This is a genomic window from Clostridium sp. DFI.5.61 (genome assembly GCF_024462915.1).
GTDB classification, from domain to species: domain Bacteria; phylum Bacillota; class Clostridia; order Oscillospirales; family Oscillospiraceae; genus Lawsonibacter; species Lawsonibacter asaccharolyticus.
In genome coordinates this window covers 35,595-62,023 of record NZ_JANGBZ010000008.1, presented here as the reverse complement: position 1 = coordinate 62,023, position 26,429 = coordinate 35,595, and the positions used below count along the sequence as shown (strand labels likewise).

27 protein-coding genes are annotated in these 26,429 nt (G+C 54.8%); 24 read left to right on the top strand and 3 right to left on the bottom strand.

All coding sequences use genetic code 11. From position 1 onward, the window contains the following. Positions 1 to 6: 6 nt before the first annotated feature. The 3 genes from NE584_RS06155 to NE584_RS06145 are packed head-to-tail and all read right to left on the bottom strand — an operon-like array spanning position 7 to position 6,696. Complete coding sequence (locus NE584_RS06155) at positions 7 to 3,891, bottom strand: GLUG motif-containing protein (protein ID WP_256182203.1); 3,885 nt, start codon at positions 3,889 to 3,891, stop codon at positions 7 to 9. Then, positions 3,872 to 6,379, bottom strand: coding sequence for an MMPL family transporter (locus tag NE584_RS06150; protein ID WP_256182201.1), 2,508 nt, complete (start codon positions 6,377 to 6,379; stop codon positions 3,872 to 3,874). The genes NE584_RS06155 and NE584_RS06150 overlap by 20 nt, the downstream gene beginning before the upstream one ends. After that, a complete protein-coding gene (locus NE584_RS06145; RefSeq protein ID WP_108980966.1) occupies positions 6,376 to 6,696 on the bottom strand; it encodes a hypothetical protein in 321 nt (106 codons plus the stop codon). The genes NE584_RS06150 and NE584_RS06145 overlap by 4 nt, the downstream gene beginning before the upstream one ends. 183 nt (positions 6,697 to 6,879) lie before the next feature. Between NE584_RS06145 and NE584_RS06140 the strand changes: the two genes are divergently transcribed. The 24 genes from NE584_RS06140 (at position 6,880) to NE584_RS06025 (ending at position 26,425) form a co-directional block, all read left to right on the top strand. Next, positions 6,880 to 7,500, top strand: coding sequence for a TetR/AcrR family transcriptional regulator (locus NE584_RS06140; protein WP_256182198.1), 621 nt, complete (start codon positions 6,880 to 6,882; stop codon positions 7,498 to 7,500). A 1-nt stretch (position 7,501) separates the two neighbouring features. Further along, positions 7,502 to 8,107, top strand: coding sequence for an AAA family ATPase (locus tag NE584_RS06135; protein WP_077138738.1), 606 nt, complete (start codon positions 7,502 to 7,504; stop codon positions 8,105 to 8,107). Between the two features lie 702 nt (positions 8,108 to 8,809). Then, positions 8,810 to 9,925, top strand: coding sequence for a hypothetical protein (locus tag NE584_RS06130; protein WP_256182197.1), 1,116 nt, complete (start codon positions 8,810 to 8,812; stop codon positions 9,923 to 9,925). Between the two features lie 14 nt (positions 9,926 to 9,939). After that, entirely contained in the window at positions 9,940 to 11,409 is a 1,470-nt protein-coding gene (locus tag NE584_RS06125) for a DUF6138 family protein (protein WP_256182196.1), read from the top strand. Continuing rightward, positions 11,406 to 12,788: a DUF6138 family protein gene (locus tag NE584_RS06120; protein WP_256182195.1), complete on the top strand. Its 1,383-nt coding sequence runs from the start codon at positions 11,406 to 11,408 to the stop codon at positions 12,786 to 12,788. The genes NE584_RS06125 and NE584_RS06120 overlap by 4 nt, the downstream gene beginning before the upstream one ends. 10 nt (positions 12,789 to 12,798) lie before the next feature. Next, a complete protein-coding gene (locus NE584_RS06115) occupies positions 12,799 to 13,641 on the top strand; it encodes a DUF2262 domain-containing protein (RefSeq protein ID WP_256182193.1) in 843 nt (280 codons plus the stop codon). 31 nt (positions 13,642 to 13,672) lie between these two features. Then, the gene (locus NE584_RS06110) at positions 13,673 to 13,951 is read left to right on the top strand and encodes a hypothetical protein (protein ID WP_050624015.1); all 279 of its coding nucleotides are present in this window, start codon (positions 13,673 to 13,675) and stop codon (positions 13,949 to 13,951) included. Positions 13,952 to 13,972: 21 nt separating this feature from the next. Next, positions 13,973 to 15,988, top strand: coding sequence for a DUF2185 domain-containing protein (locus NE584_RS06105; RefSeq protein WP_256182191.1), 2,016 nt, complete (start codon positions 13,973 to 13,975; stop codon positions 15,986 to 15,988). After that, on the top strand, positions 15,989 to 16,222 hold the full coding sequence (locus NE584_RS06100; RefSeq protein ID WP_256182190.1) for an Imm17 family immunity protein: 234 nt from the start codon (positions 15,989 to 15,991) through the stop codon (positions 16,220 to 16,222). Between the two features lie 13 nt (positions 16,223 to 16,235). Continuing rightward, complete coding sequence (locus NE584_RS06095) at positions 16,236 to 16,778, top strand: hypothetical protein (protein WP_256182188.1); 543 nt, start codon at positions 16,236 to 16,238, stop codon at positions 16,776 to 16,778. 41 nt (positions 16,779 to 16,819) lie between these two features. After that, positions 16,820 to 17,029: a hypothetical protein gene (locus tag NE584_RS06090; protein WP_256182187.1), complete on the top strand. Its 210-nt coding sequence runs from the start codon at positions 16,820 to 16,822 to the stop codon at positions 17,027 to 17,029. Continuing rightward, the gene (locus NE584_RS06085; protein ID WP_256182186.1) at positions 17,029 to 17,616 is read left to right on the top strand and encodes a hypothetical protein; all 588 of its coding nucleotides are present in this window, start codon (positions 17,029 to 17,031) and stop codon (positions 17,614 to 17,616) included. Before NE584_RS06090 ends, NE584_RS06085 begins: the two co-directional genes overlap by 1 nt. Before the next feature lie 90 nt (positions 17,617 to 17,706). After that, entirely contained in the window at positions 17,707 to 18,351 is a 645-nt protein-coding gene (locus NE584_RS06080; RefSeq protein WP_256182185.1) for a hypothetical protein, read from the top strand. A gap of 118 nt (positions 18,352 to 18,469) precedes the next feature. Next, positions 18,470 to 19,549 (top strand): ankyrin repeat domain-containing protein, encoded by a 1,080-nt coding sequence (locus NE584_RS06075; protein WP_256182184.1) that lies wholly within the window; start codon positions 18,470 to 18,472, stop codon positions 19,547 to 19,549. A gap of 11 nt (positions 19,550 to 19,560) precedes the next feature. Then, positions 19,561 to 20,169, top strand: coding sequence for a hypothetical protein (locus NE584_RS06070; RefSeq protein WP_256182183.1), 609 nt, complete (start codon positions 19,561 to 19,563; stop codon positions 20,167 to 20,169). A 25-nt stretch (positions 20,170 to 20,194) separates the two neighbouring features. Continuing rightward, positions 20,195 to 20,785, top strand: coding sequence for a hypothetical protein (locus NE584_RS06065; protein WP_256182182.1), 591 nt, complete (start codon positions 20,195 to 20,197; stop codon positions 20,783 to 20,785). A gap of 13 nt (positions 20,786 to 20,798) precedes the next feature. Continuing rightward, positions 20,799 to 21,638 (top strand): DUF2262 domain-containing protein, encoded by an 840-nt coding sequence (locus NE584_RS06060; RefSeq protein ID WP_256182180.1) that lies wholly within the window; start codon positions 20,799 to 20,801, stop codon positions 21,636 to 21,638. A gap of 12 nt (positions 21,639 to 21,650) precedes the next feature. After that, positions 21,651 to 22,154, top strand: coding sequence for a DUF2004 domain-containing protein (locus tag NE584_RS06055; protein ID WP_256182179.1), 504 nt, complete (start codon positions 21,651 to 21,653; stop codon positions 22,152 to 22,154). Then, positions 22,144 to 22,743: a hypothetical protein gene (locus NE584_RS06050; RefSeq protein ID WP_256182178.1), complete on the top strand. Its 600-nt coding sequence runs from the start codon at positions 22,144 to 22,146 to the stop codon at positions 22,741 to 22,743. Before NE584_RS06055 ends, NE584_RS06050 begins: the two co-directional genes overlap by 11 nt. Before the next feature lie 22 nt (positions 22,744 to 22,765). Further along, complete coding sequence (locus NE584_RS06045; protein ID WP_256182176.1) at positions 22,766 to 23,401, top strand: hypothetical protein; 636 nt, start codon at positions 22,766 to 22,768, stop codon at positions 23,399 to 23,401. 26 nt (positions 23,402 to 23,427) lie between these two features. Continuing rightward, on the top strand, positions 23,428 to 23,982 hold the full coding sequence (locus tag NE584_RS06040) for an SUKH-3 domain-containing protein (protein WP_256182175.1): 555 nt from the start codon (positions 23,428 to 23,430) through the stop codon (positions 23,980 to 23,982). 23 nt (positions 23,983 to 24,005) lie between these two features. Next, the gene (locus tag NE584_RS06035) at positions 24,006 to 24,854 is read left to right on the top strand and encodes a YwqG family protein (protein ID WP_256182174.1); all 849 of its coding nucleotides are present in this window, start codon (positions 24,006 to 24,008) and stop codon (positions 24,852 to 24,854) included. Between the two features lie 97 nt (positions 24,855 to 24,951). Beyond that, positions 24,952 to 25,863 carry a DKNYY domain-containing protein gene (locus NE584_RS06030; RefSeq protein ID WP_256182173.1) on the top strand — a complete coding sequence of 304 codons (912 nt, stop codon included), beginning with the start codon at positions 24,952 to 24,954 and terminating at the stop codon, positions 25,861 to 25,863. 16 nt (positions 25,864 to 25,879) lie between these two features. Further along, positions 25,880 to 26,425, top strand: a complete 546-nt coding sequence (locus NE584_RS06025) for a hypothetical protein (RefSeq protein WP_050623997.1) — start codon at positions 25,880 to 25,882, stop codon at positions 26,423 to 26,425. The last annotated feature ends 4 nt before the right edge of the window (positions 26,426 to 26,429 follow it).

Here is a 26,429-nt window from a genome sequence, read left to right as displayed (position 1 = left end):
TGGGGTTCAATGCCTCTTTTTTTGAATGTGACGCAGCACACAGAATACGGCAGCCAGAAGCAACAGGCAACCTGTTCCGGCCGCGAGCCAGACAAGAAGGCTGCTGGACCGCTCTGTAATACAGAAAATGATCTCCTCCGTCTGACTGGTGAGCAGCAGATACTGTCCGTCGATCTCAAAATCCGCTTCTGACCAGCCGCTTTCCTCCTGTACCCATAGCGCATAGTGTTTTCCAGAGTCCGGCAGGCGGTAGTGAACCGTATAGGACACCTGCTCTAAATCCGGGTCGTCCACTGTGACGGTATAGGCAGTGCCGGTGTGCGTCTTTCCCTGGCGATCACTCCAGGTCACATTCTCAATCGTGTGTGAGACTTCTGCCCGGCTGCTGAAACTACCGTCCACAAGGATCTCCGGCAGTTCCCCACCGTCCGAAAGGGCGGAGGTATAGGGAGTATATTCCGCTTCCAAGGTTTGACTGGCATTCAGATGGGTATAGTCCAGATCCGGCCAGGCGGCGGAGTACCCCTTTTTCGCCGGAATCTCCGGCAGGGATTCGATCCCTTCCCCATACTGGAAGGGGACCACGGCTACGGTGATGCCATCGGCCACGAAGGTCAGCTCCAGCTGAGAAAACAGCTCCGGCACGCCCTCTGTGCTGCACAGGGAATCGAAATCCACCGGCTCCGCCTTCCCGGCATAGCTGATACCGTCCAGAGCGCCCAGGTTCTCGCTGGTAAAGGTGTTGCCGGATACGGTGCCGTCGCTGTCCACATCTCCCGCTACCGCCCCCAGATAAGCAGAGCCCTCATCGATGGTCACCAGGGTATGACAATTTATCAGGGTAGCCCCTAATCCAGCCGCACCGCCCACATAGTCCCTGCCAGACAGGTGGCACTTGCTCCAGCTGTCCCGGACGCTGCCCCAGGAGGCGCCGGCAATACCTCCCACATAGTCGCCGTTGCTGCTGGATACAGCGCCGTAATTCTCGCAGTTTCTAACCCGTCCCAGGTCCATCAGACCGACAATACCGCCGGCGTAGTCCTGCTTTCCGGTGATTGCTCCTGTATTGATACAGGATGCGACAACTGCCTTGGTCTGATATCGGAAGTCCAGGGAGCGGTCGCCTTCCCGGATCAAATCGTCCTCCGGGTCAAAGTCGTATTCAATAGCCATAGAGCCCACGATCCCGGCCACATTAACATCGCCCTCCACTGTTCCGTCATTCCTGGCGTCAGAGAGATAGCCCGTATCTGTAGTTTCAGGCGCTTCGTCCGACACATCCTCAAACCGATCCTCAAATTTCTCATCAGAACCATCCAGAATATCCCGCATCAGGTCGGTAATGACACCGAACTGCCGGTTGATGGCGTCCAGATCGTCCAGCAAAATGTCCGTATTGCTGGACATGGACTCCCGAAGAGCATCTCCGCTGTCGATCAGGTCAGTAAAAATACTGTCCAGAGCATCCCCCTGTTCCTTGATCTCGCTGCTGATGGGACGGATGGTGATGGTGGGCATCTCAGATAGTTCTTGCAGCACATGGGAAAGGTCTTCCATGATGTCTGAAGTCAGAGAAGACAGTTCCTCCATGGTATCTCCGGCATCCCTCAGTTCATCTATGGCATCCCCGGCCTTCTCCAGCAATTCCCGCAGTTTGCGGACGGCACTCCCGCCGCTGTCCACGCTGCGGGCCAATGCGCGCAGTGCGGAGGATAAACTATCCCTGGCGGCCTGTATCTCCTGTCTGGCGGCCTCCAATTCCTCGATATTGATGGAAGGCACCACCAATTTTTCCGCGGCTGCGGCGATCTCCTGTGCAGATAGCTTTGCGCGCTCCAGGCTGGTACGGATGGCCGCCAGTTCGACCTGGAGTGTCTCAACGACAGTCTGGGCAGATTCGATCCCGGCCAATGCTGCGAGGGCATCCTCCGCCTCTGCGGCGGCCAGCTCTGCGGCGGCGATGGCAGCATTCAGTTCGTCCAATTTCACCTGCAGATCCCGCTCGGCTTCAGACGCGCCTAAATCTTTCAGAATGTTTTCTACTTCCTCCTGTGTGTCTGTAAGCTGTTGGGACGCATCCTGTAATTTTTGGTAAGCGGCTGTCAAATCCGGCCCCTGTCCAGGGGCGACATTCATTAGCGCCTTGGCCAGTTCCGCCCCCGCCTGCCCAAACGCCTGTCCGGCGGCCAGTAGATCCTCTGCAGCACTTTTCAACTGCGCCAATGCTTCCGGGGCAGCGGTCTCCGACCCGATCACCTGAGCAAGCGCATCGTTGACCTGGTCCAAGCAGTTTGGCAGAGCGGCACAGGCAGACTGAAACGCCCCCAGCTTTTCCAGAAGAGCTGCCCATTCCGGCCTCCCCTGAAGCACACCATCTGCACCCTGTAAAATTTCCCATATTTGTACAAAACAGCTGTCAATATCCGAGAGATCCTTGGACAGTTCAGAAACTGCCGCCTGTATTTCCGCCAGGGTTGTGTCCGTATCCGGATTCCCCAGTACATTCCGCAGGTGCGCCATAGCCGCTTTGAGGTGGTCTGCCGAGTCCCGGCCATGCCGGGCAGCGACCCTCAGATCGTCCATAACGTCCTCAAACCGGTCCGCTGCATCGGGGGCCAGATCGCCGGCCTCCTGCGCCTCGTCCATCACATCATTCATCTGACCAGCCAACTTCTCCATCAGATCCAGCGCGTCTGTGGCATCCTCCATAATGGGAGACAGTTTATCCGTGAGCCAGGAGATCCGGGCAGACATGCTGTTGACCGCATCAATGTTTTCATTGGCCCAGTCTGTGGTGAGATCTGCCAAGTCACTGATAGCCCCCTGGACCTCCCCCGCCCGGTCGGAAATAGCCTGCATCCGCTCAGAGATCTCGTTGGAGGCGCTGCGGGCATCATCATTGGTCCGGCCGATCAGGTCTCGCAGCACGTCCAGTTCATCCAACAGGTCGCCAACCTGGCTCTCAGTGTAGAGCAGACGCACCTCCGGCACCAACTGTCCGGTAATGCCGCCCACATCCTTCCGGCCCAAAATCATCCCGGAATTGGTGCAGCCGTTCAGATATCCGGACTGCTGCCCTACGATGCCGCCAATGTTATACCCCTCATGGGCATACCCCACCGCCCCGGTGTTGACGCAGCTTTGCAGGATGCCTGAGGAAAACCCGGCGATGCCGCCAATGTCAGTACACACAGGTACATTCTCCGCAGCATTGAGCTGCTCACGATTCAAAGCGTCCAGATCCAGTTCCGTGTCCACCTCTGTGGTGTTGATGCTGCCGCTGTTTTCACACTGGATGATAGAACCGTAGTTCTGTCCGGCAATGCCGCCCACATAGTGCTCCCCGGTAACAGAGCCGGAGAAAGCACAGTTGATGATCTCCCCCTGAGCTTCGTTGATGCCTGCGATCCCGCCAATACTGTCCAATCCGCTTACCGTCCCGGAAAACGAACACATCGTGATGGTCCCCTGGTTCTTCCCTGCCAGGCCGCCCAGAACGTTTTTGCGGTCAGCGGGAGAGATGCTGCCCGAGACGTGGAGATCCCGCACAGAGCCGGTGGGCTGTATGTACCGAAACAGTCCCCGCACATTGCCGCTGCCGGTGATGGACAGGCCGGAGATGGTGTGTCCCTGTCCCTCAAAGGTGCCGCCGAAGGTAGGGATGGGGGCAAAGTCCACGCCGGTCAGATCAATGTCCGCCTCCAGATAGACGGTTTTCCCCTGAGACCAGCTGTCCAGGGTGCAGTTCCGGGAGAACCCCGCCAGATCCTCTGCCGTGCGGAGATAAATGGTATCGGCGGTCCCAGCGGCCAGAGCAGCGGGAGCGATAAGGGAGAGGAGCAAGACCGCCGCCAGCAGGAGACTCAAGAATTTACTGCTTTTCCGTTTCATCTGCTTTTGGAACCTCCTTGGTCTGGTAACTTCCAGTCTCCAGCATCCCGGAGACGTCTCCGTAGATCACGCCTTGGATGTGGGCGTCCACCACACCGGACACCCGGCCCCGGACCCGGCCATTTACATAGACGGTGCCGCTGGCGCTGTGGCTGACCTCCGGAACTTTGATGTTGAAGCGGGTCTTTTCCACGATCTTGTCTCCCACGTACAGGATCTGGGGCAGGATAAACATGACTAAAAACATGGAAATCAGCGTTCCCCGGCACAGGCACTCGCCGATGCCCACAATGGCTGGCTCCGTAGTGATCTGGGAGATCAGGAACCCGGCGGCAGATAGGATGCTCCCCGAGGTCAACACCGTTGGGAAGGACAGGTCCAGCGCCTGGACGATAGCCTCTGACCGCGGCATCTTCTCCTTCAGTTCGTTGTACCAGGAGGAGATCACAATGGCGTAATCGATGTTGGCCCCCATCTGGATGGAGGTCACCACCAGATAGCTCATGAAGAAGATGGGCTGCTGGGTCACGCCGGGGAAGGAGAAGCTGATCCAAATGCTGCCCTGGATCACCAGGATCAGCAGGAGGGGCAGGCCCACCGACTGGAATGTGAACAGCAGGACGATAATGACAAAGGCCACCGACAGCACGCTGATCATCACATTGTCTCTGGCAAAGGACACAGACAGGTCATAGTCACTGGTGGAGTCCCCAACCAGATAGACGTTTTCGGCGTCATAGTATCTCTCCGCTTCGTCATGGATGGTCTGGAGGAAAGCAAAAGTCTCCTCCCCCTCCTCTGGCAGATCCAGACTGACCAGCATCCGGGTGTAGTCCTCTCCCAGCAGCTGCTCTCGGGCGTCAGAAAGCTGTTCATAGAGAGCATCCAGATCCGCCTGTTCCTCCTCGTCCAGATCTACATAGCCCTCCTCCACCTTGTCATAGGCAAAGAAAAACATATCCATCAGCGGAACTGTATAGTCATCCAGGCCGCCCACGATCCTTCCGTACTCTTCGCCCTCCGCTGCATAGGCGGCATAAACAAGACATACCAGCTCGTAGTCCAGATCCGTCATCTCGGCAAACTGCCGGGGCGTCAGGGCGTCCGTGAGCATGTAGCCGTCTATGACCTCCACATTGGAAAGGCCCATGGCGTAGTCCACCTGGTCATAGGTCTCCAGCCGCTCCAGCAGGGCCTTTTCACTGATATAGTCGCCCTTTGGCACGATCAGCGCCATTACGTTCTGGGTACCGAAGGTCTCGTTGACTTTCTTCTCGGCGATCTGGGTCTCATTTTGTCGGGCGGTCTGGATCTGACTGTAGCCGTAGACATAGGGGCACTGATTGGACATCAGAAAGCCCGCCACAATGGCCGCTGCGAACAAGGGCACGCCTACATAGCGCAGTTTCAGGGTAAACTTGCCCCAGCGGTCGATCTTTGGGACAAAACTGCGGTGCTGGGTTTTTGCCATGGCCTTGGAAAAAAGCATCAGCAGGCCCGGCATCAGGGTAAAGACCGAGAGCATGCTGAACAGAATGGCCTTGATGAGGATAATGCCCATGTCAAAGCCTATCCGGAACTGCATGAACATCATAGCGGCCAGACCCGAAATGGTGGTAAGGCTGCTGGCAGAGATAGAGGGAATGGCGGCGCTCACCGCTGCGATGCAGGCCTCCCGGTCCTCGGCGTACTCCCGCTCCTCCAGAAAGCGGTGGAGCATGATGATGGCGTAGTCGATGGCCAGCGCCAGCTGCAAAACCACGGTCACAGAGTTGGAGACGAAGGAGATCTCCCCGAAAATAAAATTGGTGCCCAGATTCAGCAGGGCCGCTACGATAAAGGTGATGAGCAGTACCGGGATCTCCGCATAGGAGCGGGAGGTGAGCAGCAGCACCAGCACGATGATCACCGCCGCCACCGCTAGAATGGTCCCCATCTCGCTGGCCAGAGAATCCGCCTGTGAGTTGCCTACAGCACTGTCAATGTAATAGTCGTAGGGCTCCAGCAGTTCCCGGATGGCAGCCAGGGCGGCGAGGCTGATCTCGTCCTCCTCCTCGCCGTCAAAGGTCACGGAGATCAGGGCGTCAGCCCCCTTGAAATACTCCGTGATGTCCTCCGGTGTCTCCGGCTCACCGTCACCTCCTGTGTCCGCGCCGACGGTGCTGCTCCCGAAGGTGGCCGAGGTGACGCCCTCGATCTGCTCCATCTGCTCCGCCAGTTCCTCCGCAATCTCATAGGTCACATGGGAGACCATGACCCGGGCGGTGCCGAAGGTGGTAAACTCCTCCTCCATGAGGGTCAGTCCCTGGCGGGTCTCCGTGGTCTCCGGCAGATACTCTGTAATGTCGTTGCACACGCTGACCCAGTTTCGGGAAAACAGGCAGAAGATCAGGGCACAGGCATAGAGAAAAAAGATCAGGTTTCTTTTGTCGACGATGACTGTGGCCAGTTTCTCAAAAAAGGATGACTTTTCCGTTCCCTTGCTCACAGTTCCGATGCCTCCCGGGGTCCTTGATGGAGAAGTGCGCCTTCCCACCGCATCTGGGCGGATTTTGAGGTAGATGTTCCGCACAGGCTCCCTGCCTGCAGTCTTAAAACGGTCTCACAGGGAATGGTGCTCACCACCGTTTGGATGGGATGAAAGAGATGGAGCGTCCCATCCGCTGCCCGCACGCCCTGCACCTTGTTGACATAGCCCACCAGATCCAGTGATCCGGTAATGTAGCTCTCCTGATAACTGAGGGTCAGAACTCCCTCCCGCGGACCCAGTTGCCCCTGTATGGTGACTTGATACTGCTCTGTCATCGCGCCGCGCTCCTTCCGGTTTGGTTTCTTTCAGCATAAAAAATCTCTTGGTGGAAAACAAGATGCAGAACAGGGGCAAATGTCAGATTTCTGACACTTGCTCCTAATCTGCATCTATGATAAGTCCTGGGATCTGTGCTAAAATAAAATCAAGAATTCGAGGAAAGGTCTGTGGTCGTTGGGATGAGACAGCGAACATACGAAGCCAGCGAGGCGGCCAAGCGGGAGATCTGCGCCGCACTGAAAACTTTGATGGCACAAAAGCCTCTGAATAAAATTACCATCGCGGAGATCATGCAGTCCTGCGGCATGGCTCGGCAACATTTTTACTACCACTTTGAGGATATCTACGACGCAGTGCGCTGGATGTTCGACCAGGAGGCTGTGGCACTGCTGCGGGAGCATGAGGGTGTGATGCTGTGGCAGGACGGCCTGCTCCAACTCTTTCAGTATCTTCAGGAAAACCGGACGGTCTGCCTGTGCGCCCTGCACTCCTTGAGCCGGGAACATCTGAAACGCTTTTTTCAGACAGATATTCACGCTATCATACAGAGTACGATCCAGCGGATCGTCATAGCACTGAACTACCACGCATCCGATGACGAAGTTGATTTGCTGACGAAATTTTATGTGGGGGCGTTTGCAAGCATGATCGAGGAGTGGCTGCTGGGCGAGATCCAGGGAACCCCTGAAGAGCTGATCCGGTTTACCGACCAGCTTTTGAAAGATCATGTTCGCGGCGCTACCCTGCGGATGACGGAACCGCGCCCGGCCGCGGAGCAGATTTGTAAGGAGGATTCGTAACATGAAGATGCCGATCATTGCTTTGGGCCGTCAGTTCGGCAGCGGCGGCCGGGAGATCGGAAAACGGCTGGCAGAGAAACTGAACATCAGGTGCTATGACCGGGAACTGATCACTCTGGCCGCACAGAAAGCGGAACTGCGGGAGGAGCTGTTTGCGGGCAGAGAGGAAAAAGCACCCAATCCCTGGCTCTTTACCGGCGTCTATGAGGGCGGACCTCAGGTGCGGAAGGGCCAGCCGGCGGAGGACATCCTGTTTGAGATGCAGAGCCAGGTGATCTTGGAACTTGCCCAGAAAGATCCCTGCATTATTGTGGGGCGGTGTGCCGATGCCATCCTCAAATCTGCCGGCATCCCGGTGATCAGCCTGTTCATCTGCGCTCCCTTCGGGGATCGTATCAGACGCCGGATGGAGATCGAGGGCCTCGGGCCAAAAGAAGCGGAGGACACCATCAGAAAAATTGATAAACAGCGAAAAAAATACTATGACACCTATACCGGCAGAAATTGGGGGGTTCCGGAGAATTATGATTTCTGCATCAACAGTTCTGTGATGGGAATTGAGGAGACGGCAGAGCATATCATCACTTGGACCAGAGGCAATTGGTGACACATTCGGTTTCATCTTTCGATTTTGTATAAGAAATTTGTCTTCCGAGCCTTTTATGGCATCCCTGGGAGTCTTCTCCCCCTGTTTATAGACCAGCAAATCCTGCGTTGCAGACAACAGGAATCATTTACACATTTTTTCTGACTGACCTACAACGCAGGAACAGCCGCATAGAGATACAAAAAACGCTCCCTGTCCGGGCCGCTGCATGACCTTCAGCCACGGGCAGGAAGCGTTTTTGACCACATTTCCAACCGAAAAACCATTCAAAAAGCGTCCCCGTTATTTCTGTGCGAATACAATATCACATTTTCACTGCTTGTACGTGGGAAAATGCAGCTTTCAAAATCCGCGATCTCGGCCTCTTTCTCATATGGAAAGGCAATGATAAGTTTTAGTTGATAATTTCCATGCAATTATGTATGATGGAAAAGAGCGATTTGACCCCATCATTTATGATAACGGCTTGCACTTTACGCATTCAATGATGTGCAATGCAGGCGGAAGTTTTTGGGAGATGCACACGAATCAGTCAAAAATAACTCTGTTTCTATATAAAAATGGATTTTGTTTATGGAGAAAATCACATCTGTGGGTGGATGTGACTTCTTCTTTGCGCCCTTTTCATGCTCTGCGTCAGCCTGTCCAAGTGACAGGGTCTCGCAGGGCGTTTTTTCTATTTTCTGAAAGGAGTCTGAGAATATGAATCTGAAATACGCCTGCCCCAGCTGTGGGACGCCCCTTGGGTATCAGGGACTATGTTGGAAATGCAAGTGCGAACAAGAGCGACAAGCTGCTCTGGCCTGGACGCTGGAACAGATTGCCGAAAAGCAGAGAAACTTGATTCAGAACATCCAGCGGCTGGCTGATATGGAGGACCCGGAATTCACCGACTTTTGGCAGTTGCTTGGCTGCCGGGACGCCATCCCCCCGGAGATCCAGCGGGCGGCGCTGGCCGCAGAGGTTTTCTGGCCTTCTGAACTTTACTATCGCGCCCCAGAGGATGTGCGGGACGGCTTGATCCATGCGCTGTTGTCCACGGAAAATTCCAGCGAAGCGTCTAACCTGATGTGCTGCCTTGCCTTCCAGGGGGATGAAAAGGCAATGGAGACATTGTTGGAGTTGGAGCGGAATCCCCGGCCCTGGCGCAAAGGCCTCTATGTGGACCCGTCCAGCTATGCGCAGATTGGCGGCTGGACCTTCGACAAGGAGGGCCAGAGAATCCAACTTAACTTTGACACCTGCTATCCCATGGTCAAGGGAACCAGCGGTGAGAAGTCTCCCGTCCGCATTGGCCGGGCACGGAAGGACACATGCCCCCACTGTGGCGGACGCATAGTGGATATGCTGGTGCTGGACGGACGGGATGAGCGGCTCAGGTTCCTGGGGCTGGACGGCATCCTGACCGCCACCTGCTGCCCCAGCTGTGTGGGATTCCTAAAAGGCCCTGCCTTCAACCGCTTTTCTCTGGACGGCGGCGTGGAGATTTTTCCCTCCGAGCTCTTTGACGGGGCGGAGAAGATGGACTGCTATGTCCATCCGGAGGACTACAAGGTCCTTACCGAAAATCCCTTCGTGCTGGGTAAGGCGCCTGTGCCCCTGCTTTACGGCGCGGCCTGCGAGGATGTGAACACGGTGGGCGGCTTTGCCAACTGGGTGCAGGACGCGGAATATACCACCTGTCCCCACTGTGGGAAGCCCATGAAGTATCTGGCCCAGATCCAGTGGGATACGGTGTTTGACTGTGCAGAGGGCACGCTCTATGTGGAGTTCTGCCCGGACTGCCAGATCGTATCCATGCAGCACCAGCAGACCTGAGAGGAGTGCATCAAATGAATTTACCAAAACGAAATAGTGCGGACGGGCGCTGTTACTGGATGAAGCCCGAGGTACATGAGGAACTGCAACCGCTCTTTGACCAGTGCATCCAGGATGCCATTGACGGGAGAATCACGCGGCTTGATTCTCTCTGGCCGCCGGTAGTAGTCAGCAGTCAAGGTGCGCCCTTTGAGGTGTGCGATCTGGTGAGAAAATGGATTGAAACCCAGCGAGCGGAAACCATAGATGCGGAAAAAGCCATCGCCTTCAGCGAAAACCTGCGCCGCCAGAGCCGCTGGGGTGAAATTGACTATTATTTGATTAACCTGCTCAAACGGGAGCTGCATGAGAAGTATTTTGTCGTGACAGGCAATGAAGATGACTACTGGAAAGAACAGGACTACTCCCTGAAACCGGGTATCCGTGCAGAGGAGGTCCCGGAGCCGCTGCTGCGCTTTGCCTGCTATGTGGCGGTGAGCTATAAGATATATGGAGCGAACTATGAATATCTTTCAACCAATTACCTCTTGGGTTTGGTGGAGAAAGTCCGTCCGGATATGGTGAAAAAGCTGAAGGAACATGGAACCGGCAGGCTGCCGATCTCTCTGCAAAAGAGGAAAACAGAGCACTTCACCGCATCGGCCAACGATGCCTTTGCCGTGATCCGCATCACTGCCAGGGACAACACGGAGGAATGCTGCCGTGAAGTGCTGGACTATCTGTGTGAGGTTCTGGAGCAGGAGGATTTTCCCCGCAGCTATGCGGTGGAATTCAAAGGACCGGAAAAGAGGTATCTTCCCATCACAGGACTGCCCAAAAAGGGAGTAAACCAGCTCTTTGCTTGTGCCGTGCAGTACCCCGGCCTCCATCCCCTGATGGAACGGTATGCCCGGCTTGCCATGCGGCAATATGAGCAGTACACCAATCTCAGCGATGAGCAGTGCGCACTCCCCGGAAGTTTTGCCGTGTTCGCCCTAGGAATGCTGGGGCAAGAGTGGCGGCAGCTGGTATGGGATTATCTCGACCTCTGTGATGATGAGCACTCCCACTTACAGGAAAAATTCCTCCGGGCGTATGTGAAACGGTTCGGATTTACCGCCGATACCGTCCCTATGTTTGTCCGGGGTGTGCTGTCCATGCAGAACATGAAGTATTCCAAGGACTATGCCGCGTGGATGGCAAACGCAGAAAGCCTGGACGCTCTGCTGGAGGCAAAAATCCACCTGTCCGAGATCGTTCCAAGCGGTTTTTCCTCCGACGAGGATGACGATGATGACGAGGAACCCACCCTGGAAACAGAATCCAGCCCGGAGGAAGTGCTGCAATACGCGTGGGAAACGGTCTGCTATGTGATCTGGGGCAAAGCCAGCGCCAAGGGTGGTCAGAAAGTGGTGGAATCAGCTCCGGAGGAACTGAAGGAACTTTACCCACAGATTTTTGTTCCGATAACGGCGAACCCGGAAGAAAGAGGCAGCCTGCTATGAGTTTACCGAAACGCGACGGCGTAAATGGCCGTTATTACCTGATCCATAAACCGGATACGGACCCCGAAGTGCTGAAACACGCAGATCAGTGCATCCAGGATGTGTTGGATGGAACCGCAAAAGAAAACCATTCCGGCTCCCCGCTGGTCGTTCGGAACCAAAGCGGAACGCCCTTTCTGCCCAGCCAGCTGCTGGATCGGTATCTGTCCAAACTGCCTTTGAAGGGATTCCCCTATGAGGAAGCTGTTATTTTCTGCGATGCCCTGCGGCGGTTGGCGGGCTGGAATGAGATCCGCTATCAGTTGGAGAAGTACATAGAAAAGCAGGTGCAGGAGCGGTACTTCCTTGTGGGAGAGCGAGAAGATGGGTTTACAGTGTTTCCGCCCTGCACGGTGTGGCCGGAATTGCGAGCGGAGGATGTGGACGAAGGGCTGCTGCACTTTGCCTGCTATGTGGCGGTCTGCCATACAGTGTATGGACAGAGTTTTGAATCTCTCAAAACCAAACACATCCTCGGTCTGGTTTCCCAGCTCCGTCCCAACATGGTAAAGGAACTGAAAACCAATGGCAGCGGCAAGCTACCGAAGGACATCCAGCGGCGTAAGACGGAGCATTTCACCGCGTCGGCCAACGACGCTTTCGCTGCTATCCGCATTACCGCCAGGGACTCCACCGAGGAGTGCTATGCTGAAATCCTGGACTACCTGTGTGCGGTGCTGGAGCAGGAGGAATTTCCCCGCAGTTACTCGGTGGAGTTCCGTGGAAAGGACAAACTCTATCTGCCCATTCCCGGCCTGCCCAGGAAGGGAATCAATCAGCTCTTTGCCTGCGCTGTGCAGCACCCCAAATTACACACCGATATTGAGCGGTATGCACGGCTGGCTATGCGGGAGTATGAATGGTACCAAAACCTCGCGGATGAAGCCTGTGCGATGCCTGGCTCTTTCGCTGTGTTCGCTCTGGGGCTGGTGGGAGAACAGTGGGCGACACTGGTGGCGGAGTATCTGGATCTCTGCGACGACGAGCACTCCTCCCTGCAAGGGAAATTCCTTCATGCCTTGATCCGGAAGTTTGGGTTTCAACCATGGACACTGGGGGTATTGGTGCGGGGCGCATTATCTATGCAGTGGCTGGAGCCTGCCAGGGAATTCCGCAGCCTGATTGCCAATGTGGAAAGCCTGGATGCGCTGCTGACAGTTAAGCGCCGCTTTTCTGCTTATCTCCTGCCGGAAGAAAACGAAGACCCGAAATTCCGGGCCATCGCTTGGCAGAGCCTGCTCTGGGCTATCTGGGGCCCGGCCTCTGAAAATGGCGGCAGCAAGGCCATCAAGACGGCGCCGAAGGAACTGAAAGAGAAATACCAGCAGGTATTTGCGTAAGGAGAACGCCATGAAAAAGAGAAAAGTCAAGGACTTTATTGCCCTATACGCCCCAGAAGACGAGGAAAAGCTGGTGCTGATTCAGGACGGTATCAGCGCGGACAAGACCTTTCTGGATACTTTCTGGACAGCGCATACCCACGCCCTTGCCATGGCGGATGTAAAGACCAGACAGATGATCTCCGGCCAATGCTACCTGAGCTGGCCGCTGACGGACAAGGAGCGGGATGCCGGCGACTATTCCAAGCGGTTTGCCAAGGGCCAGATCTACCGGATCAAAGCCCGCGGCTGGAAAGGCGATGCCCTCAGCGAACCCCAGTGGTATGTCACCGAAGTGCTGGAGGAGGATGTACCCTGTCCGGCACTGGAGGAACTCTGGGCGGAGTACACGAAGCCTGTTCTTCTGAAGGACGAAGTGCTGGGAACCCTCACGCTGGATCGTGAGATGAGCACATTTGATGGGACCTGCAAGTGGATGGGAAAAGAAGTGCGGATCTCGTTGGATGTGGAGATCGAAAGGAAAGCGTCCTGGACCCGCGTCACCAATGTGATGAAGAAGCTGCTGGCAGAGCAGGAAGCGTGGGACAAGTCCCTACGGGCGATGGCGGCCCAAAAGCTCACCGCTCAGGCCAACGAGTGGCTGGCGGACAATGACCAGACCGACAGGGACCCGGAGAAAGACCCCATCACCAAGGATGAGTTTGCCCGGCGCATCCTGCTCACCGAGTTTACAGTATCTCCCGGCGGCCGTTTTACCGCCTGGTATGAGGACGACGATATGTTTTGGGGCCATGTGATCACTGTGGATGGAACGCTGAAAAAAGGCCCCGTTGACGCTGAGATACAGGGCTGACAACAACCGTTTACAGGAGGAGGTATCCATTATGTGCGAGCACTGCCGAACCATTCAAACATGGAGAAAATTTGATGCCCCCAAGGACTATCTGGCCTGTATTGCCTATATCCAGCAGTTGGTGGGACAAGGCCAATTTGAACTGATGGCAGAGGAATCCACCTGTTCGCTGGAGAAGGTAAAGACTGAGGATGGATGGGCAGACGAAATTATGGCTCACACGGTCCGATGCAAACACTGCGGTCAGATCTTTACCTGTGTGGTCAACACCTGGCGAGGCAGCGGACACTTCAAAAAAGGCAAAGGATGACACAGAAAAGGCGGTGAAATGATGAATCAGACAGAAGAAACAAAATTTCGGGAGCAAATTGACCAGTGGAATGATGCGGACGAGTTCTCACGATGTATTGAGGCTATCGAAGCCATCCCGGAACAGGAGTGGGGTTATCTGCTGACCGTCAAGCTGAGTCGGGCTTACAGCAATCTGGCGGTGCTGGGGGATCACAGCGCCCACGGCAGGGATGGTGAGGTGGATGGAGAACTCCTCGGACACGCCATTGATCTGCTGGAGTCCGTTCGCCTTCAGGGAGAGAACGACCCTTACTGGAACTCCCGGATGGGCTATTCCTGCCTGATGGCATACCGCTCCGCTGCCACCGCCTATGAATACGCAAAACGCTGGCTGTCCCTGGCCCCGGATGACCCGGATGCCCAAGAGCTGGTGCGGGACTGTGAGAAATATCTGGAGGAGGAAAATTCCTTGGAACTGGATTGGAAAGAGCGGGAGGAGATCATCCGGCGGGAGACCATTCCCCCTGCCGACGATGACATCCTCGGCCATGTGAAAGTACATATCGACCAGCAGTTCGGCGTCTATACCCAGCTCCTCACGGACGACAGCGACCCAGATCACCCTCTGGAGATCGCCGTCATCCCGCCCCGACAGGAGCATGACTACTACACGCTGGTCACCGTCGGCCTGAGCCGGCATCGGATGGGTTTCCCGGAGGAGCGCCGGGAGGAAAAACTGGAACGGGCGGAGCTGCTCATCAACCTGCCCCGAGATTGGAAGCTGACAAAGGTGGACTGCCGGGAGGAACTGTGGAGCTGGCCCATCCGGATGATGCTGGCCACCGCCCACTTCGCCATGGAGGACCCGGAGGTAGGGCTGGAATCCAGAACTACACTTATGGAGGGTGAGGATGGTATCCCTTTTGCAGAGAATATGGACCTGCGGGGCGAGATCCTGCTCTGTCCCGGTGTGTTTGGGGAGGAGTCCTTTTTCTGCCGCCTGCCGGACGGGGACGAAGTCAACTTCTATCAGGTGATCCCCCTCTACCGGGAGGAGCTCCAATACAAGCTGGAGCACGGCTCGGATGCCCTGCTGGACCTCTGCCCAGACGAGAGCCTGGAGGTCATCAATCCACACCGGCTGAATGTGGTCACCGACCGAGAGAAAATCAGCTACGACCCAGCGGAGATGGACAACGCCGCAGACCAGATCAAAAAGATCCAGGAGCTTCACCTGCCAGTGGACGAATTGGACGCCTGCAATCTGATGGCTTTCTATCTGGGGTGGGCCATCAAGCGGGGCCGGATGAGCAACCCGTTCCTCTCCCGGTATCGGGAGATCGTGGAGGCGGTCCAGTCCGGAAAGGGGCCGGATCTTCGGGTATTCATCCTGGACAACCTGGATGGGAAATTGTCTACTCAGTTCTTTGACCGGAGATGCTCCGGTTTTGCCCAGTGGTACGCCCAGGACAACCGTTCTAACCCCTATGTCTACCGCCGGGACTGTCGGAATATCGTCTTGTCCAGGCTCAAATACCGTGTCTGGAACAGTATTGCGGAAAAAGAAGCGGCCTACCTGCTCCTTCCATATACCGAAAAGAACCGTCAGAGTGTGGAGCACCTGCTGGATGAGCGGTTTCAGCAGTATCTGGAAGCGGAATTTGCAGATGACCCCGAGGAGCGGGTGGCGCGGGCAGCGGAAGGAAAACCAGCTGTCATTCCTGACTGGGACGGTCCCCTGTTCTGCTACGCTTCCGAACGCGTCGCCCAGGATGGGTGTAAGGTGCAGATCATGGACCGGCTGTTCCCCGAGCGTGAGGATATGGGTTGGGAGAGCGGTTGGGCCTTCTACTCTGGGGACGAGGGCGATGTGTACGGTGAAGGGGATGAATACTACGAGTCGCACTGCAGCTTCTATGATATTCGGGACATCTGCCGCATCGATCCAGACATTATCCCGCTCCTGAATCTGCCCTATGGTACCATGCAGATGCGCGGAGAAGATGGAGCGTGGTATGAGGTGATATGCGACGACGAAGGCGAGGAGGAAACCTAAATGAACAGCGAACAAATTACAGCATTTTTGCAAGAGCATTGGTACATTGCCTCGGTGCTCATCGGGGCCGTGATTTTAATTGGAGCGATCTGCAACTGGAACTGGCTCTGCGACCCCACCGGTACACGGGATGCCCATCGACACAGCAGAGGATACCGGCGGGTGGTTTTCTTTCTGCTGGGTGTCCTCTTGATTGTGGTGAGCATCTGGGGATTTGTACTGAAATTGAAATAGGAGGAGAAAGACTATGATGACTGAGAAATATCCCACCTGGCTCATCGGCCATGTGAAAGAGTGGGCGGAGAAGCGTCTGCCCACCGTGACACTCTGTTCCACCACCGGCAGTGAACTGCTGGAGGTCTGGTATTACGGAGATCTGCTCACGGTGAAGGGAGAGCCCCAATCCTATATCGTAGATGGCGATGCGGCTCCCGGACTGGTGGCAGCCCGTGACCCGGAGAGCGGCGAGGAGTTCGTCATCTTTGACGGTGGACGGCATGGCTACGACAATCTGTTCTGCGATGAACATGATCCAGCCCAGTTGGAGCACCGTCCCCTCACGCGATACGAGATCCCAGCCTCCAAGCTGGTGCTGGAGCTGGGTTACAGCATTGACTATGAGGATGAAAAAGCAACATTTGAACCGGATGAGGCAGATACCGTGGAACTGATCAACGGTGAACGGATGCCCTGGGAACAGGTCAAGCGGGACGGCATCGACTATATCGCCCTTTACTATGTGAACGAGAAAGGAAAACCAGTCCAGATTTTGGACGCAGAGCTGGCATAGGTACAGCCATTCCATCCTTTGATGATTCGAGGAGGTGCCCTATGACCCAAGAAGAACAGATCCGCCTCTACCGGCTGATGGAAAAGCTCAACTGGTTTTTCCACCAGGAGATGCACTATCTGGATGGAGATATTGCGGAGCAGACCGCACAGGAATGTTACCCGGAGATTTGGGAGTTTACATATGATATTTTGTGGAATGATCTGCCCAAAGAGATGCAGGAGCAGCTCATGGACGAGGAGAAGCTGTAATGTCCATAACCGCTTATAAAATAGACGCCGTCGGCCATGACCGAACCGGCGAAGACTATGGCTATGTAAATATCATGTACCGCTATGGCAACAAGCAATCCTGCCCCCGACCGGATCAGTGCGAAAAGATGGAAGTCATGTGGGCGGATGAGAGCGTCTACGGACCTCCTGCCCCTGGCAGCAAGGTGGGCGACTTTATAAAGACATGGCTGATGGGCTCCTGGGACTGCGGGGTATTTACCCACCGGGAGATCGCCCAGCGGCTGATGGATACCTTCACCGGACTGAAATTCAAGGAACTGGCGTGGTTTGAGAACCCCAGGGAGAAAACGCTGAAAAACGGCAAGCCCCGTGCGCGCCGGGCCAAGTGGCTGCCGGACCGGGAGGTGGATCTGGTGTATCTCTACTCCGACTACTATATTGACGCAAGAGAACCTACTTCTGCCCAAACCGACTTTTTCACCGTCACAAGGATGGACGCCTGGGGCGTGAGCACCTGGTTTATGTGTACCCCACAGGCCGCCGAAAAACTGATCGCCATGGATTATGACAATCTGGTCGTCAAGGAAACCACCATTGTGGGATAGGAGAAAATGAATGATGACTTTGGAACAACTGTCCCCCAAGGGCGTAAAGCGAGAACAGGCCATTTTGTAGCTGGGTGAGGTGGAAATAGTATGACACGGCAGGAGCAGAAGGCAGTCAAGGAATTAAGCGAGATGATTTCCAAAAATCTAAAAGTAATTGCCAAAGAGCATGGCTTCAACGTGGTTTCAGACTGCGCCTATAAGGTCCTGGGTGATTTCTTATATGAAGTGTTTCTATCAGCGCCCCCTGTCAGGTGTGGGACTGCCATAAGAGCAGTCGTTTCCACAAAGCCATGCGTCATTGACAATGTCTTTTGGGATGTATATGAAATGGGTGAGGTAGCCCGGAAGAAACCGTTTAGTTTCCATATCACAGCGGCGCATTCCCCTTCCGCTCATATCATCAAGGAAATGGAACTACCGGTCCTCACGGTGGACGCAGCAACCTTGGTCATGAATGAGGCGTTTTGCCGGTCCAACAAGTCCATTCAAGACCATCATAGCCGATGCAGTACAGTCTCCGACTTCAAAGCGAAGATTCTCCATGATACTGCGCCGACCGCACGATTGAATGTCGTACTGTGTGAAATCGCAGAAGGGAATTTCCGCCAGGCAATGCTCCTTGCAGAAAAGGAGTTGGAAAACGAACCTTATGGCCTATTTAATACAGTAACCGATGGCGGGATAAAGAGCATATACGATTATGTGAAAGAGTTTTGCCAGAAAAAGCAGTAAGTATATGCGGTCGCTCCTTCGGCCGATCCGGAAACTGCCGGGAAGCTGATCGCCATGGATTACGACAATCTGGCCATAAAGGAAACTACTATTGTAGGATAGAGAAAGTAGGTGCCTTATGTACCAAATTGCATATCTTGGCCGCTGGGAAACTCTCCCGGAAACGGCCGCCGCTATTTATGAACACGATATTCCCAAGCTGGATGCAATGCTTCAAGGCGGGCTGGATCTGGGTACTCCCATCCAGCTCAGCGAATACATCAAGCTGATGCCGCTGGAGATCGCAGTTTTTCAAAACGATGTGCCCATGATCCATTTCCTGTTGGAGCATGGAGCTGATCCCGATTTGGCGGTAGAAGAGCCCCTGCTGCTCACCGCCGCCCGCTGTTGTGGGCCGGAGGTGGTGGCGCTCTTTGCTGGACAGGCCGCAAAACTCAGCTCGAAGCAGAAAGAGCGGGCCTTCCAGGAAGTGCGCTGGGGCAAGCGCCCGGAGAATATCCAGGTGCTGGAGCAGGCCGGGATCACAGTGGACAAGTTTGGCGGCGAGGCATTCCGGGCCGCTGTGTCCGAGGGCAATACCAAACTTGCCCGGCTGCTTCTGGAAAAAGGGGCAGACATCAATTACCACAAGCCGGACATGGTGTTTCCGAACGCCTCCACCGCTGTCACCGAAGCGGCTCGGCATAAGAATCTCCCCATGGTGCGCTGGCTTGTGGAACAGGGGGCCGACATCACCATTGCTGACAAATACGGCGACCGGCCTTACACCGTGGCGGTGCAGAACAAAAATCAGGAGCTGGCTGACTACCTGAAGGCGCTGGAGCCGGAGGAATGGCACAACGAGCAGGAAAAGCTCCGGCAGCTCATGCCCTATAAGCTGCCCGCCAAGCTGGTGGAATATCTGAAGACCGGCCCCCTGCGGCTGGAGTTCCCGGAGCAGGAATGGGTGAAGTGGGCGGAACTCTACTCCTTTATGGATGTGCAGGAGATGACCTGGAAACGGAAGAAGCTGCTCTCCCTGATGGCTGCTATGGACAATTACAGCGACTACCTGCTGCTGTGGAGCCCCAGAGACAAAAAGCTGTGGTATCTGGACATCGAGCATGAGGAATTCCACCCTCTGGCCAAATGGGATGACTTCATCACAGACCCCGGCAGGTATCTGAACGGGATGATCGAGGGCGAGTTTGAGGAATAAGGAGCAAGGCCATGACATCCATAGACTTTCTGAACAAAGTACATAAAAGCCTGGACTCCCAGGAATACAACCTCTCTTATTCCCCGGCCAAGTCCAAAAACTTCATGCTGTACGGCAACGGCAATTTTATCGGCGGCCTGTTCGATGAGGAACTGTGCTTCGTCTATGCCGACAGTGTGAGCGAACTGCTGGGACACCCGGAACCCGTCTACCGCGGCTACTCCAGCACCGCCCAGCACAGGATGCTGGCGATTCCGGAGGAACACTGGGAGAAGGCGCTGAAACTTCTTTATGCCGAGAAATTTGATTGGAGTCGTTTGGTGTACGACATCACATACACCAGCATTGGTGCGGCTGTGGTGGAGGACTTCTACGACGAGAATGTGGTGTTTCTGCGCTTCTGTTTTGAAAAGGAGCTGTTGAAAAAGAACCCTCTGGACCGGCAGGGCCGTATTCTGCGGATGGTCTATCTCAATCAGGACCTGACAAAAGCGGGCAAATATCTATTCCCCAGACTGATGCAGAAGTTCCTTGTTTTTACAGACCGCAACGGAAAAACCAGTCTGGAGACCATGCTGAAACGGTGGTACACCCAGCTTGAAAAGGAATACCGCAGTTAGACAGCGGGATAAGGAGGAAAGCGACATGACAGAAGAAAACAGAACCTACATCACCCATCTCAAGGCCGCTGATATCCCGTGGCACCGGCTCACCACCGCCTATGGCCGGGGGACGGACTTCCCGGAGCATTTTGCGGTTCTGGAACAGATGCGTGATTTGGCATCCGTCAAGGAGTCTCTCTACGAGCTCACCACCAACATGGAGCACCAGAGTACCCTCTGGCACGCCACCCCTTTCGGCATGGTGTTTCTGAGCCGGATTTTGGAGAAGGCCCTCGCGGAGAGCGGACAAAACTCTGTGGCCCATTTCCTGGCTGGGGAACTGCTGGACTTCTTTGCCTGCATCCTCCAGTGCTTCCACGATGGGGATGAGATGGAGCACGCCTCTCCCCTCCCCTGCTTCTCCGATTTGCTGAAAGAAGAATACCTGTGGTCGGAGGAATACGACGAGGAAGAAGATGAGATGCGCTACGAGGAGGACGAGGTCTTTCCAGATGACCTGTTTTACAGCTTCTATTACTACTCCTGGCAGGCGGTGCTGGCCTGCCGGGATATATTGGAGCAGGCCCCGGCGGAGTTTGCCGAGCCTGCCGCCGCAGTGCTGAAACTGCTGTAAAGGAGAATGATCTATGTTTGAAGAATTCTATGAGATGTACGAGCCTGAGGAGCAGGAAGTGGTCGCTCTGATCAATCGCTGCATTGGGGGCGGATATAACTGGAAAGGAAACTTTTGGGAAATGACCGTTGTGACGCTGGGCGTGGTGTTTTGTGACACCGGCAAGGTCAGCACCAAAGAGGAGCGGCTGGAGTGGCCGGTCACCGATGAGGAGCGTAACAGCGAAAAGGGCTGGGAACGCTTTCAAAACGAGCAGATCTGCCGCCTGAAGATCCGCCGGATGAAAGAGGAATGGGCAAAAGATCTGGTGGCATGGCCCTGGTGTATCTCCCAGGTGGTCAAGGCCCACGAGGACTGCCCGGAACTTCAGGCCGTTCTGGACGAGTACCACAAGCCGGTGGTGATCCAGGACCAGGTGCTGGGTGAGCTGAAGCTGGACAAGGACTATGATACCTTCGAGGGAGAGATCCAGTGGTGCGGAAAGGATGTGCTCCTTTCTCTGGAGGTCAATGCTGAAAGCAAGCCCTCCTGGACCCGCGCCCGCAGTGCCGCCAAAAAGCTGCTGGCCGACTGCGAAACCTGGGACAAGGCCATGCGGGAGCTTGCGGCCAAGAACCTGACCGAGCTGGCTAATGAATGGCTTTCACAGGATAATGAAAATGCCCGCAACCCGGAAACTGATCCCATCACAGAGGAAGAACTTGTCCGGCGGATCAGCATGACCAGCCTGTCCGTCACCTCCGGCGGCAGCTTCACCGCCTGGTTTGACTGCGATGAGATGTTCACCGACCATGCGGTGACGGTCTACGGCTCCTTGAAAAAGGGCCTCAAAACTGCCAACATTGAGGGATAAGGAGGCGCAGAGATGAAGCTGAACTGTAAACGCATGGATTTTACATATACCCCCGGCGAGGAAATCTTCAACTTTCCCGAGGAATCGGGACTGCCCTTTCTCTTCGATGTAGAGGAAGAACTGACCGGCGATCCTGCCGCCATGGATGCGGTGGGAGAAATGCTGGATAAGGCGGAGAAATTGGCGGAAAAGGCCAAATCCGCCATCAAAGCGGCGCTGGCGGACGAGGACAGCCGCTACCATAGCGTTGTGACATTTTTCATGGAGTTCCACCGGGACGATGTAGGCCCGGATATTGCGGCGGAACTTTTTCCGGGAACCGCCCCATCCAAGCTGTCCTTTGCCGAGATGGCGGACTTTTTGAAGCTCAAGCGGTTCGGCAGCCTGGTGGATAGTGAGATGAATCAGCAAGTTTTCATTATGGATCTGTCCTTCAATCCGGAGATCACCGACGAGCTGATGGTGGTCTACTTTGACTTGAACAAGGAGATTTTCTGTATCACACATGAGAGCTGAGGAACAAAAAAGAGAAAAATATCTGCCCACACTTCTGGTTCAGCAGATCCGCCTGCAATGGTATAAAGACTGCCGGGGCGGAAATGCGGCCGCACAGCGGAACCAGTATCCCAGAGCGATGCGGCTGCCGAAAGACTTCTTCTCTTACTATTCCTTTGGCCTGCCAACACACTTTGTATCGATTTTACAGAGGCCCGATGGATTTCAGATCGATAGGGACTGTCGTAGACTGATGGAATGGAAGCCGAATGGCACAATGCGGCTTCACCCTTTTGAACTGATTCAGCAGGAGTCCGGAATCCAAGTGCGTTACCGCTATGATTGGCATATTGGTGCGATGCCGGAGCGATATACCTACGATAAGACCGGACAAAAACTCCCCCTCAATGAGCTGGCACTGGGTTTGATTCCTGGTGATTATGGTCGGGCTGTCTGCAATGGGCGGTTTCGGGACTGGGATACAGGAATCTGGTATTATGTGCTGGACATTTTGAATGTGATGCCGCTTGCAGAACCCACCGACTCATTGACCAGTTTTATGGACAGAGAACCCAGTAAGATATATACCAAGATCGACCGGCTGTGGTGACGAAAGACAGGAGGATACCCACATGATTTCCACAAAAGATTTATCTGGCCTTCCCAATGCGGAGCGCCTGAAAAACTTCTGTAAAGGGCTGGCGGCTCTGGACATCATCATGGTGGAGGAGGAATGGAGTTTCATCCGCCACTATACATACAACCCCGCATGGCGAAAAGGCAAAGAGGCATTCTTTGCCACTGATGGCAGTGACCAGAGCATGATCGTCATGTTTGCGCCGGAAGGCTGTGTAATCAACGGTGTGGATTCCGAACTCTACGACTGGGAGGAAAAACTTCCCCGTATCGAAGACCTGACAGATGGAATGCCCTCTGCTTTACAAAAGATCATGGGCAGCCGTGAAGTCAAAAAGATGAAAAGCACCTTCTGCGTCTGGACGGAAGATGGCACCACATGGCACTGCAATCCCATGGACGGCGAGGACGCATCCAAGGATCTGCTCTCCACGATTGATGGCAATCCACAGACCTATGTGGAGTATGGAAAGTGGTTTTACCCAGCAGACCTGCCTTTGGAGGCTCTGCGCCAGCTTGCTGATGGGGTTCCGGTGACAAAAGAACTGGTCACTGCGTTGAACCCGAAACGCAGCGAATGGGAAGAAATCAAGGCGGGCCTGGATAAGATTAGGTATCCACATGAACTTTGATTCACAGCAGACAGGAGATGAATTGAATGATCAAAGAACGCATCCCCATCTCCGGAGATCTCAAAAGCAAGGTCAGGCAGCTGATGGAGTACGCCGGATGGCAGGAAGGGCGAAAAGTGGACATCTCCATTGCGGAGAAGTATTACGCCGATCACGGTGTCCCGATGATGAAGACCACCCAGCGGTTTTACCGCAAGTATTTCGGCCTGTGCTGTGAGTGGTATCTGGAACAGAAAAAACTGAACTGGGCAGCTGACTTTCAATTCGCTTTGTTCCCTTACCTGGTCAACGGAATCAAAAACCATTTGGAGGACGCCTATTTCCGGGATATGTCCGGCTGTGAGCTGGCGGAAATTGAGCAGGCAGCTGGTCAGAAGTGCCAGCCCATCGGCCACGTCGGCTATTACTACCCGGCAGAGGTCTGGATCTCTGAGTATGGGAAACTGTATGCGAAATATGAGTACCAGGATGAGATCGAGTGCTTTCCAGATGTGTTTGCCCTGATCGAACGGGAACTGCGGCAGTGCAGATTTGATTCCGCTGCCATGAAAACGGTTGAGGCACTGGATGGAAAGCTGTGAGAACGCATCAAGGAGGAACTGACATGAGCATCAAAGAAAAACTGGAGTCGTTGGGCAGAAACAGCATTCAGCTGAAAATTGCCAGAAAAGAGACATACAAGCTGGGTGCCACCCGCTTCGGCGGGCAGCCGGATGTGCCGCCGGACTTTGTTTGGCCCACCTATGAGGGCGAGAGCTATGACCATGTGGTGAAGGATCGTCCTCTCACTTTCCTGGCTCAGTTCAACTGTGCGGAGCTGGCCCAGTTTGACAAGGAGCATCTTCTGCCCGATCACGGCCTGCTCTCCTTCTTCTATGAGACGGATACCCAGTGCTGGGGCTATGACCCCAAGGATCAGGGCTGTGCCCGTGTCTACTGGTTTGAGGACACTTCCGCGCTGTCCTCCGCCGATTTTCCGGCGGATATGGAGGAAGATTTCAAGTTTCCGATGGTCAAAATCAAGATGGACTCAAAATCCTCCTATCCTTCCTGGCAGGACTTCAGCGAGGTGTTCCCAGATGAGGAGGATGACGACGCTTTCAACGATGCTTGGGAGGAACTGACCGGTGAGGACGCAGAGGACCCGGCTGACCGCTCCCAACTGCTGGGTTGGCCCGATGTGATCCAGAACAGCATGTTTGACGAGTGCGACCTGGTATCCCAGGGCTACTATCTGGGCGACGGCTGGCTCAATATCCCCAAGGAGGTTCGTCAGCAGGCGGAAGAAACGGCCCGTGACCGCTGGATGCTGCTGTTCCAGCTGGATACCGTGGAGCAGGGTGACTTCGAGTTGATGTTCGGAGACTGCGGGCATATCTATTTCTACATCACCAAAGAGGATCTGGCAGCCCGCCGCTTTGATCGGATATGGCTGGTCCTCCAGTGCTATTAAAAGTATGAAACAGAACTTTACTACTTGGCGCAATCAAATATTGCAGAATCCTCAGAACATTTCACCGTTGAAATTTGGAATGTCACAGGATGAGATCATGGAGATATTCGGCAAGCCCGATGCTGTTTCCACGATGAGAAGCGGCGGGAAGCCCTTAATTCTCAAATACCATGACATTGAACTGCATTTTGATGGAAAAGCCCATCATGGGCTCCATTTGATCTATAGCGACGATGAGATCGAGTTGAGTATCACAGCCGAGCACGGAGAAATGCTCCAACCGATCACCAGCACAAAGCCGGTGGACAACGAGTTTTTCCTCAAGGATGGAGCGGTTTACTTCTCCGGCCTATATGAAAACGGCTTGTTGAAGGGTGTTGCGCCCAAAGACTTCTGCTGCTGGCGTTACTGGGGCAAATCCTCTACGGCCTGCTTTCTCGGCGGGATTCGCCTGCGTGGAGCAGACCCGGCATCGTTTCGGGTGTTAAACTATGCCTACGCGATGGATAAAACAGCCGTCTACACCACCAGCGGGAGAATCTCGGATGCAGAGCTGGCAGCCTTCCAGGTGTTGGACAATGGCCAGAACGATTCGGGCGCGCCACAGGGATATGCAAAGGACAGCCGGCAGGTCTACTTCCACAACGGAGACGGCAAGGTGAAGATCATCAAAGGCGCGGAAGTTTCCTCTTTCCTCTCGTTGGGCGACACCTATTTTGCCAGGGATGAGAAACGGATCTATGCCTACGGCAAACAGCTTTCCAAAGCAGAGCTGACTTCCTGGGAACTACTTGGGCACTGGTATTCCCGCGATGCCAAGCGGGTGTACTACCTCAACCGGGAGATCAAAGGGGCGGATCGGGACAGTTTTACGGTATGCACCCCGCTGGATGCACCTCCGCTCGCTGACCATTTGGCCCGCGATAAAGACCACTTTTACCAGAACGATGAGATAATGGAAGAAACACAGTGGCTGGAACAGCTGCGCAAAATGGCCCAAGAACCGTAAACGGAGGAAAACGACAATGGACTATTTGAAGATATTGCGTGAAACCCCTGATTTGGCAGAGGAATTTGATTCGCTGTTTGACTTCTTCCTGCTGGATGAGTTATCCCCGCGGGATGACGCGGAAGGCCGATGCACCTTTTCCCTGCCCGGTATGGCCTTTGCCAGGGATGGCTCCGGCGGAGAATACCACCTGTTGGAAGATGGCTCCATTGGATATTACAGCAGCGAAGGTGAGGCAGGCCGTCTGGCCGAGAACATGGATGACCTCTTTTCCCTGATCGTGAGCTGTATCTGCTGGCACGACTGCTGTGACGCAAAGCACTATGTAGATTCCAAAACACTGGAGGAATACGGGCAGAGACAGCGCAACTGTAACTTGGAAGATATGGATATGGACAGCTGGCGGCGGGTGTCTGATGCTCTCGGCATCCCTGCCGATGAGCCGCTGGCTCCGGTTCTGGAGCGGTTCCGCAAAGCAACACAGCGTCAGCCTCTGTATCAGTGTATTTTCCATGAGGATGATGGCAGCCTCACCGAATCATACGGTTTGATGTTTGAATGAGAAA

What these genes read in the sequence shown, in the direction of transcription:
- NE584_RS06075 (WP_256182184.1), top strand. Translation starts at nt 18,470, where the DNA reads ATGTACCAAATTGCATATCTTGGCCGCTGGGAAACTCTCCCGGAAACG.
- NE584_RS06045 (WP_256182176.1), top strand. Translation starts at nt 22,766, where the DNA reads ATGATTTCCACAAAAGATTTATCTGGCCTTCCCAATGCGGAGCGCCTG.
- NE584_RS06035 (WP_256182174.1), top strand. Translation starts at nt 24,006, where the DNA reads ATGAGCATCAAAGAAAAACTGGAGTCGTTGGGCAGAAACAGCATTCAG.
- NE584_RS06135 (WP_077138738.1), top strand. Translation starts at nt 7,502, where the DNA reads ATGAAGATGCCGATCATTGCTTTGGGCCGTCAGTTCGGCAGCGGCGGC.
- NE584_RS06090 (WP_256182187.1), top strand. Translation starts at nt 16,820, where the DNA reads ATGACCCAAGAAGAACAGATCCGCCTCTACCGGCTGATGGAAAAGCTC.
- NE584_RS06130 (WP_256182197.1), top strand. Translation starts at nt 8,810, where the DNA reads ATGAATCTGAAATACGCCTGCCCCAGCTGTGGGACGCCCCTTGGGTAT.
- NE584_RS06085 (WP_256182186.1), top strand. Translation starts at nt 17,029, where the DNA reads ATGTCCATAACCGCTTATAAAATAGACGCCGTCGGCCATGACCGAACC.
- NE584_RS06095 (WP_256182188.1), top strand. Translation starts at nt 16,236, where the DNA reads ATGATGACTGAGAAATATCCCACCTGGCTCATCGGCCATGTGAAAGAG.
- NE584_RS06125 (WP_256182196.1), top strand. Translation starts at nt 9,940, where the DNA reads ATGAATTTACCAAAACGAAATAGTGCGGACGGGCGCTGTTACTGGATG.
- NE584_RS06065 (WP_256182182.1), top strand. Translation starts at nt 20,195, where the DNA reads ATGACAGAAGAAAACAGAACCTACATCACCCATCTCAAGGCCGCTGAT.
- NE584_RS06110 (WP_050624015.1), top strand. Translation starts at nt 13,673, where the DNA reads ATGTGCGAGCACTGCCGAACCATTCAAACATGGAGAAAATTTGATGCC.
- NE584_RS06100 (WP_256182190.1), top strand. Translation starts at nt 15,989, where the DNA reads ATGAACAGCGAACAAATTACAGCATTTTTGCAAGAGCATTGGTACATT.
- NE584_RS06055 (WP_256182179.1), top strand. Translation starts at nt 21,651, where the DNA reads ATGAAGCTGAACTGTAAACGCATGGATTTTACATATACCCCCGGCGAG.
- NE584_RS06155 (WP_256182203.1), bottom strand. Translation starts at nt 3,891, where the DNA reads ATGAAACGGAAAAGCAGTAAATTCTTGAGTCTCCTGCTGGCGGCGGTC.
- NE584_RS06140 (WP_256182198.1), top strand. Translation starts at nt 6,880, where the DNA reads ATGAGACAGCGAACATACGAAGCCAGCGAGGCGGCCAAGCGGGAGATC.
- NE584_RS06025 (WP_050623997.1), top strand. Translation starts at nt 25,880, where the DNA reads ATGGACTATTTGAAGATATTGCGTGAAACCCCTGATTTGGCAGAGGAA.
- NE584_RS06060 (WP_256182180.1), top strand. Translation starts at nt 20,799, where the DNA reads ATGTTTGAAGAATTCTATGAGATGTACGAGCCTGAGGAGCAGGAAGTG.
- NE584_RS06120 (WP_256182195.1), top strand. Translation starts at nt 11,406, where the DNA reads ATGAGTTTACCGAAACGCGACGGCGTAAATGGCCGTTATTACCTGATC.
- NE584_RS06115 (WP_256182193.1), top strand. Translation starts at nt 12,799, where the DNA reads ATGAAAAAGAGAAAAGTCAAGGACTTTATTGCCCTATACGCCCCAGAA.
- NE584_RS06030 (WP_256182173.1), top strand. Translation starts at nt 24,952, where the DNA reads ATGGAGATATTCGGCAAGCCCGATGCTGTTTCCACGATGAGAAGCGGC.
- NE584_RS06040 (WP_256182175.1), top strand. Translation starts at nt 23,428, where the DNA reads ATGATCAAAGAACGCATCCCCATCTCCGGAGATCTCAAAAGCAAGGTC.
- NE584_RS06105 (WP_256182191.1), top strand. Translation starts at nt 13,973, where the DNA reads ATGAATCAGACAGAAGAAACAAAATTTCGGGAGCAAATTGACCAGTGG.
- NE584_RS06080 (WP_256182185.1), top strand. Translation starts at nt 17,707, where the DNA reads ATGACACGGCAGGAGCAGAAGGCAGTCAAGGAATTAAGCGAGATGATT.
- NE584_RS06050 (WP_256182178.1), top strand. Translation starts at nt 22,144, where the DNA reads ATGAGAGCTGAGGAACAAAAAAGAGAAAAATATCTGCCCACACTTCTG.
- NE584_RS06145 (WP_108980966.1), bottom strand. Translation starts at nt 6,696, where the DNA reads ATGACAGAGCAGTATCAAGTCACCATACAGGGGCAACTGGGTCCGCGG.
- NE584_RS06070 (WP_256182183.1), top strand. Translation starts at nt 19,561, where the DNA reads ATGACATCCATAGACTTTCTGAACAAAGTACATAAAAGCCTGGACTCC.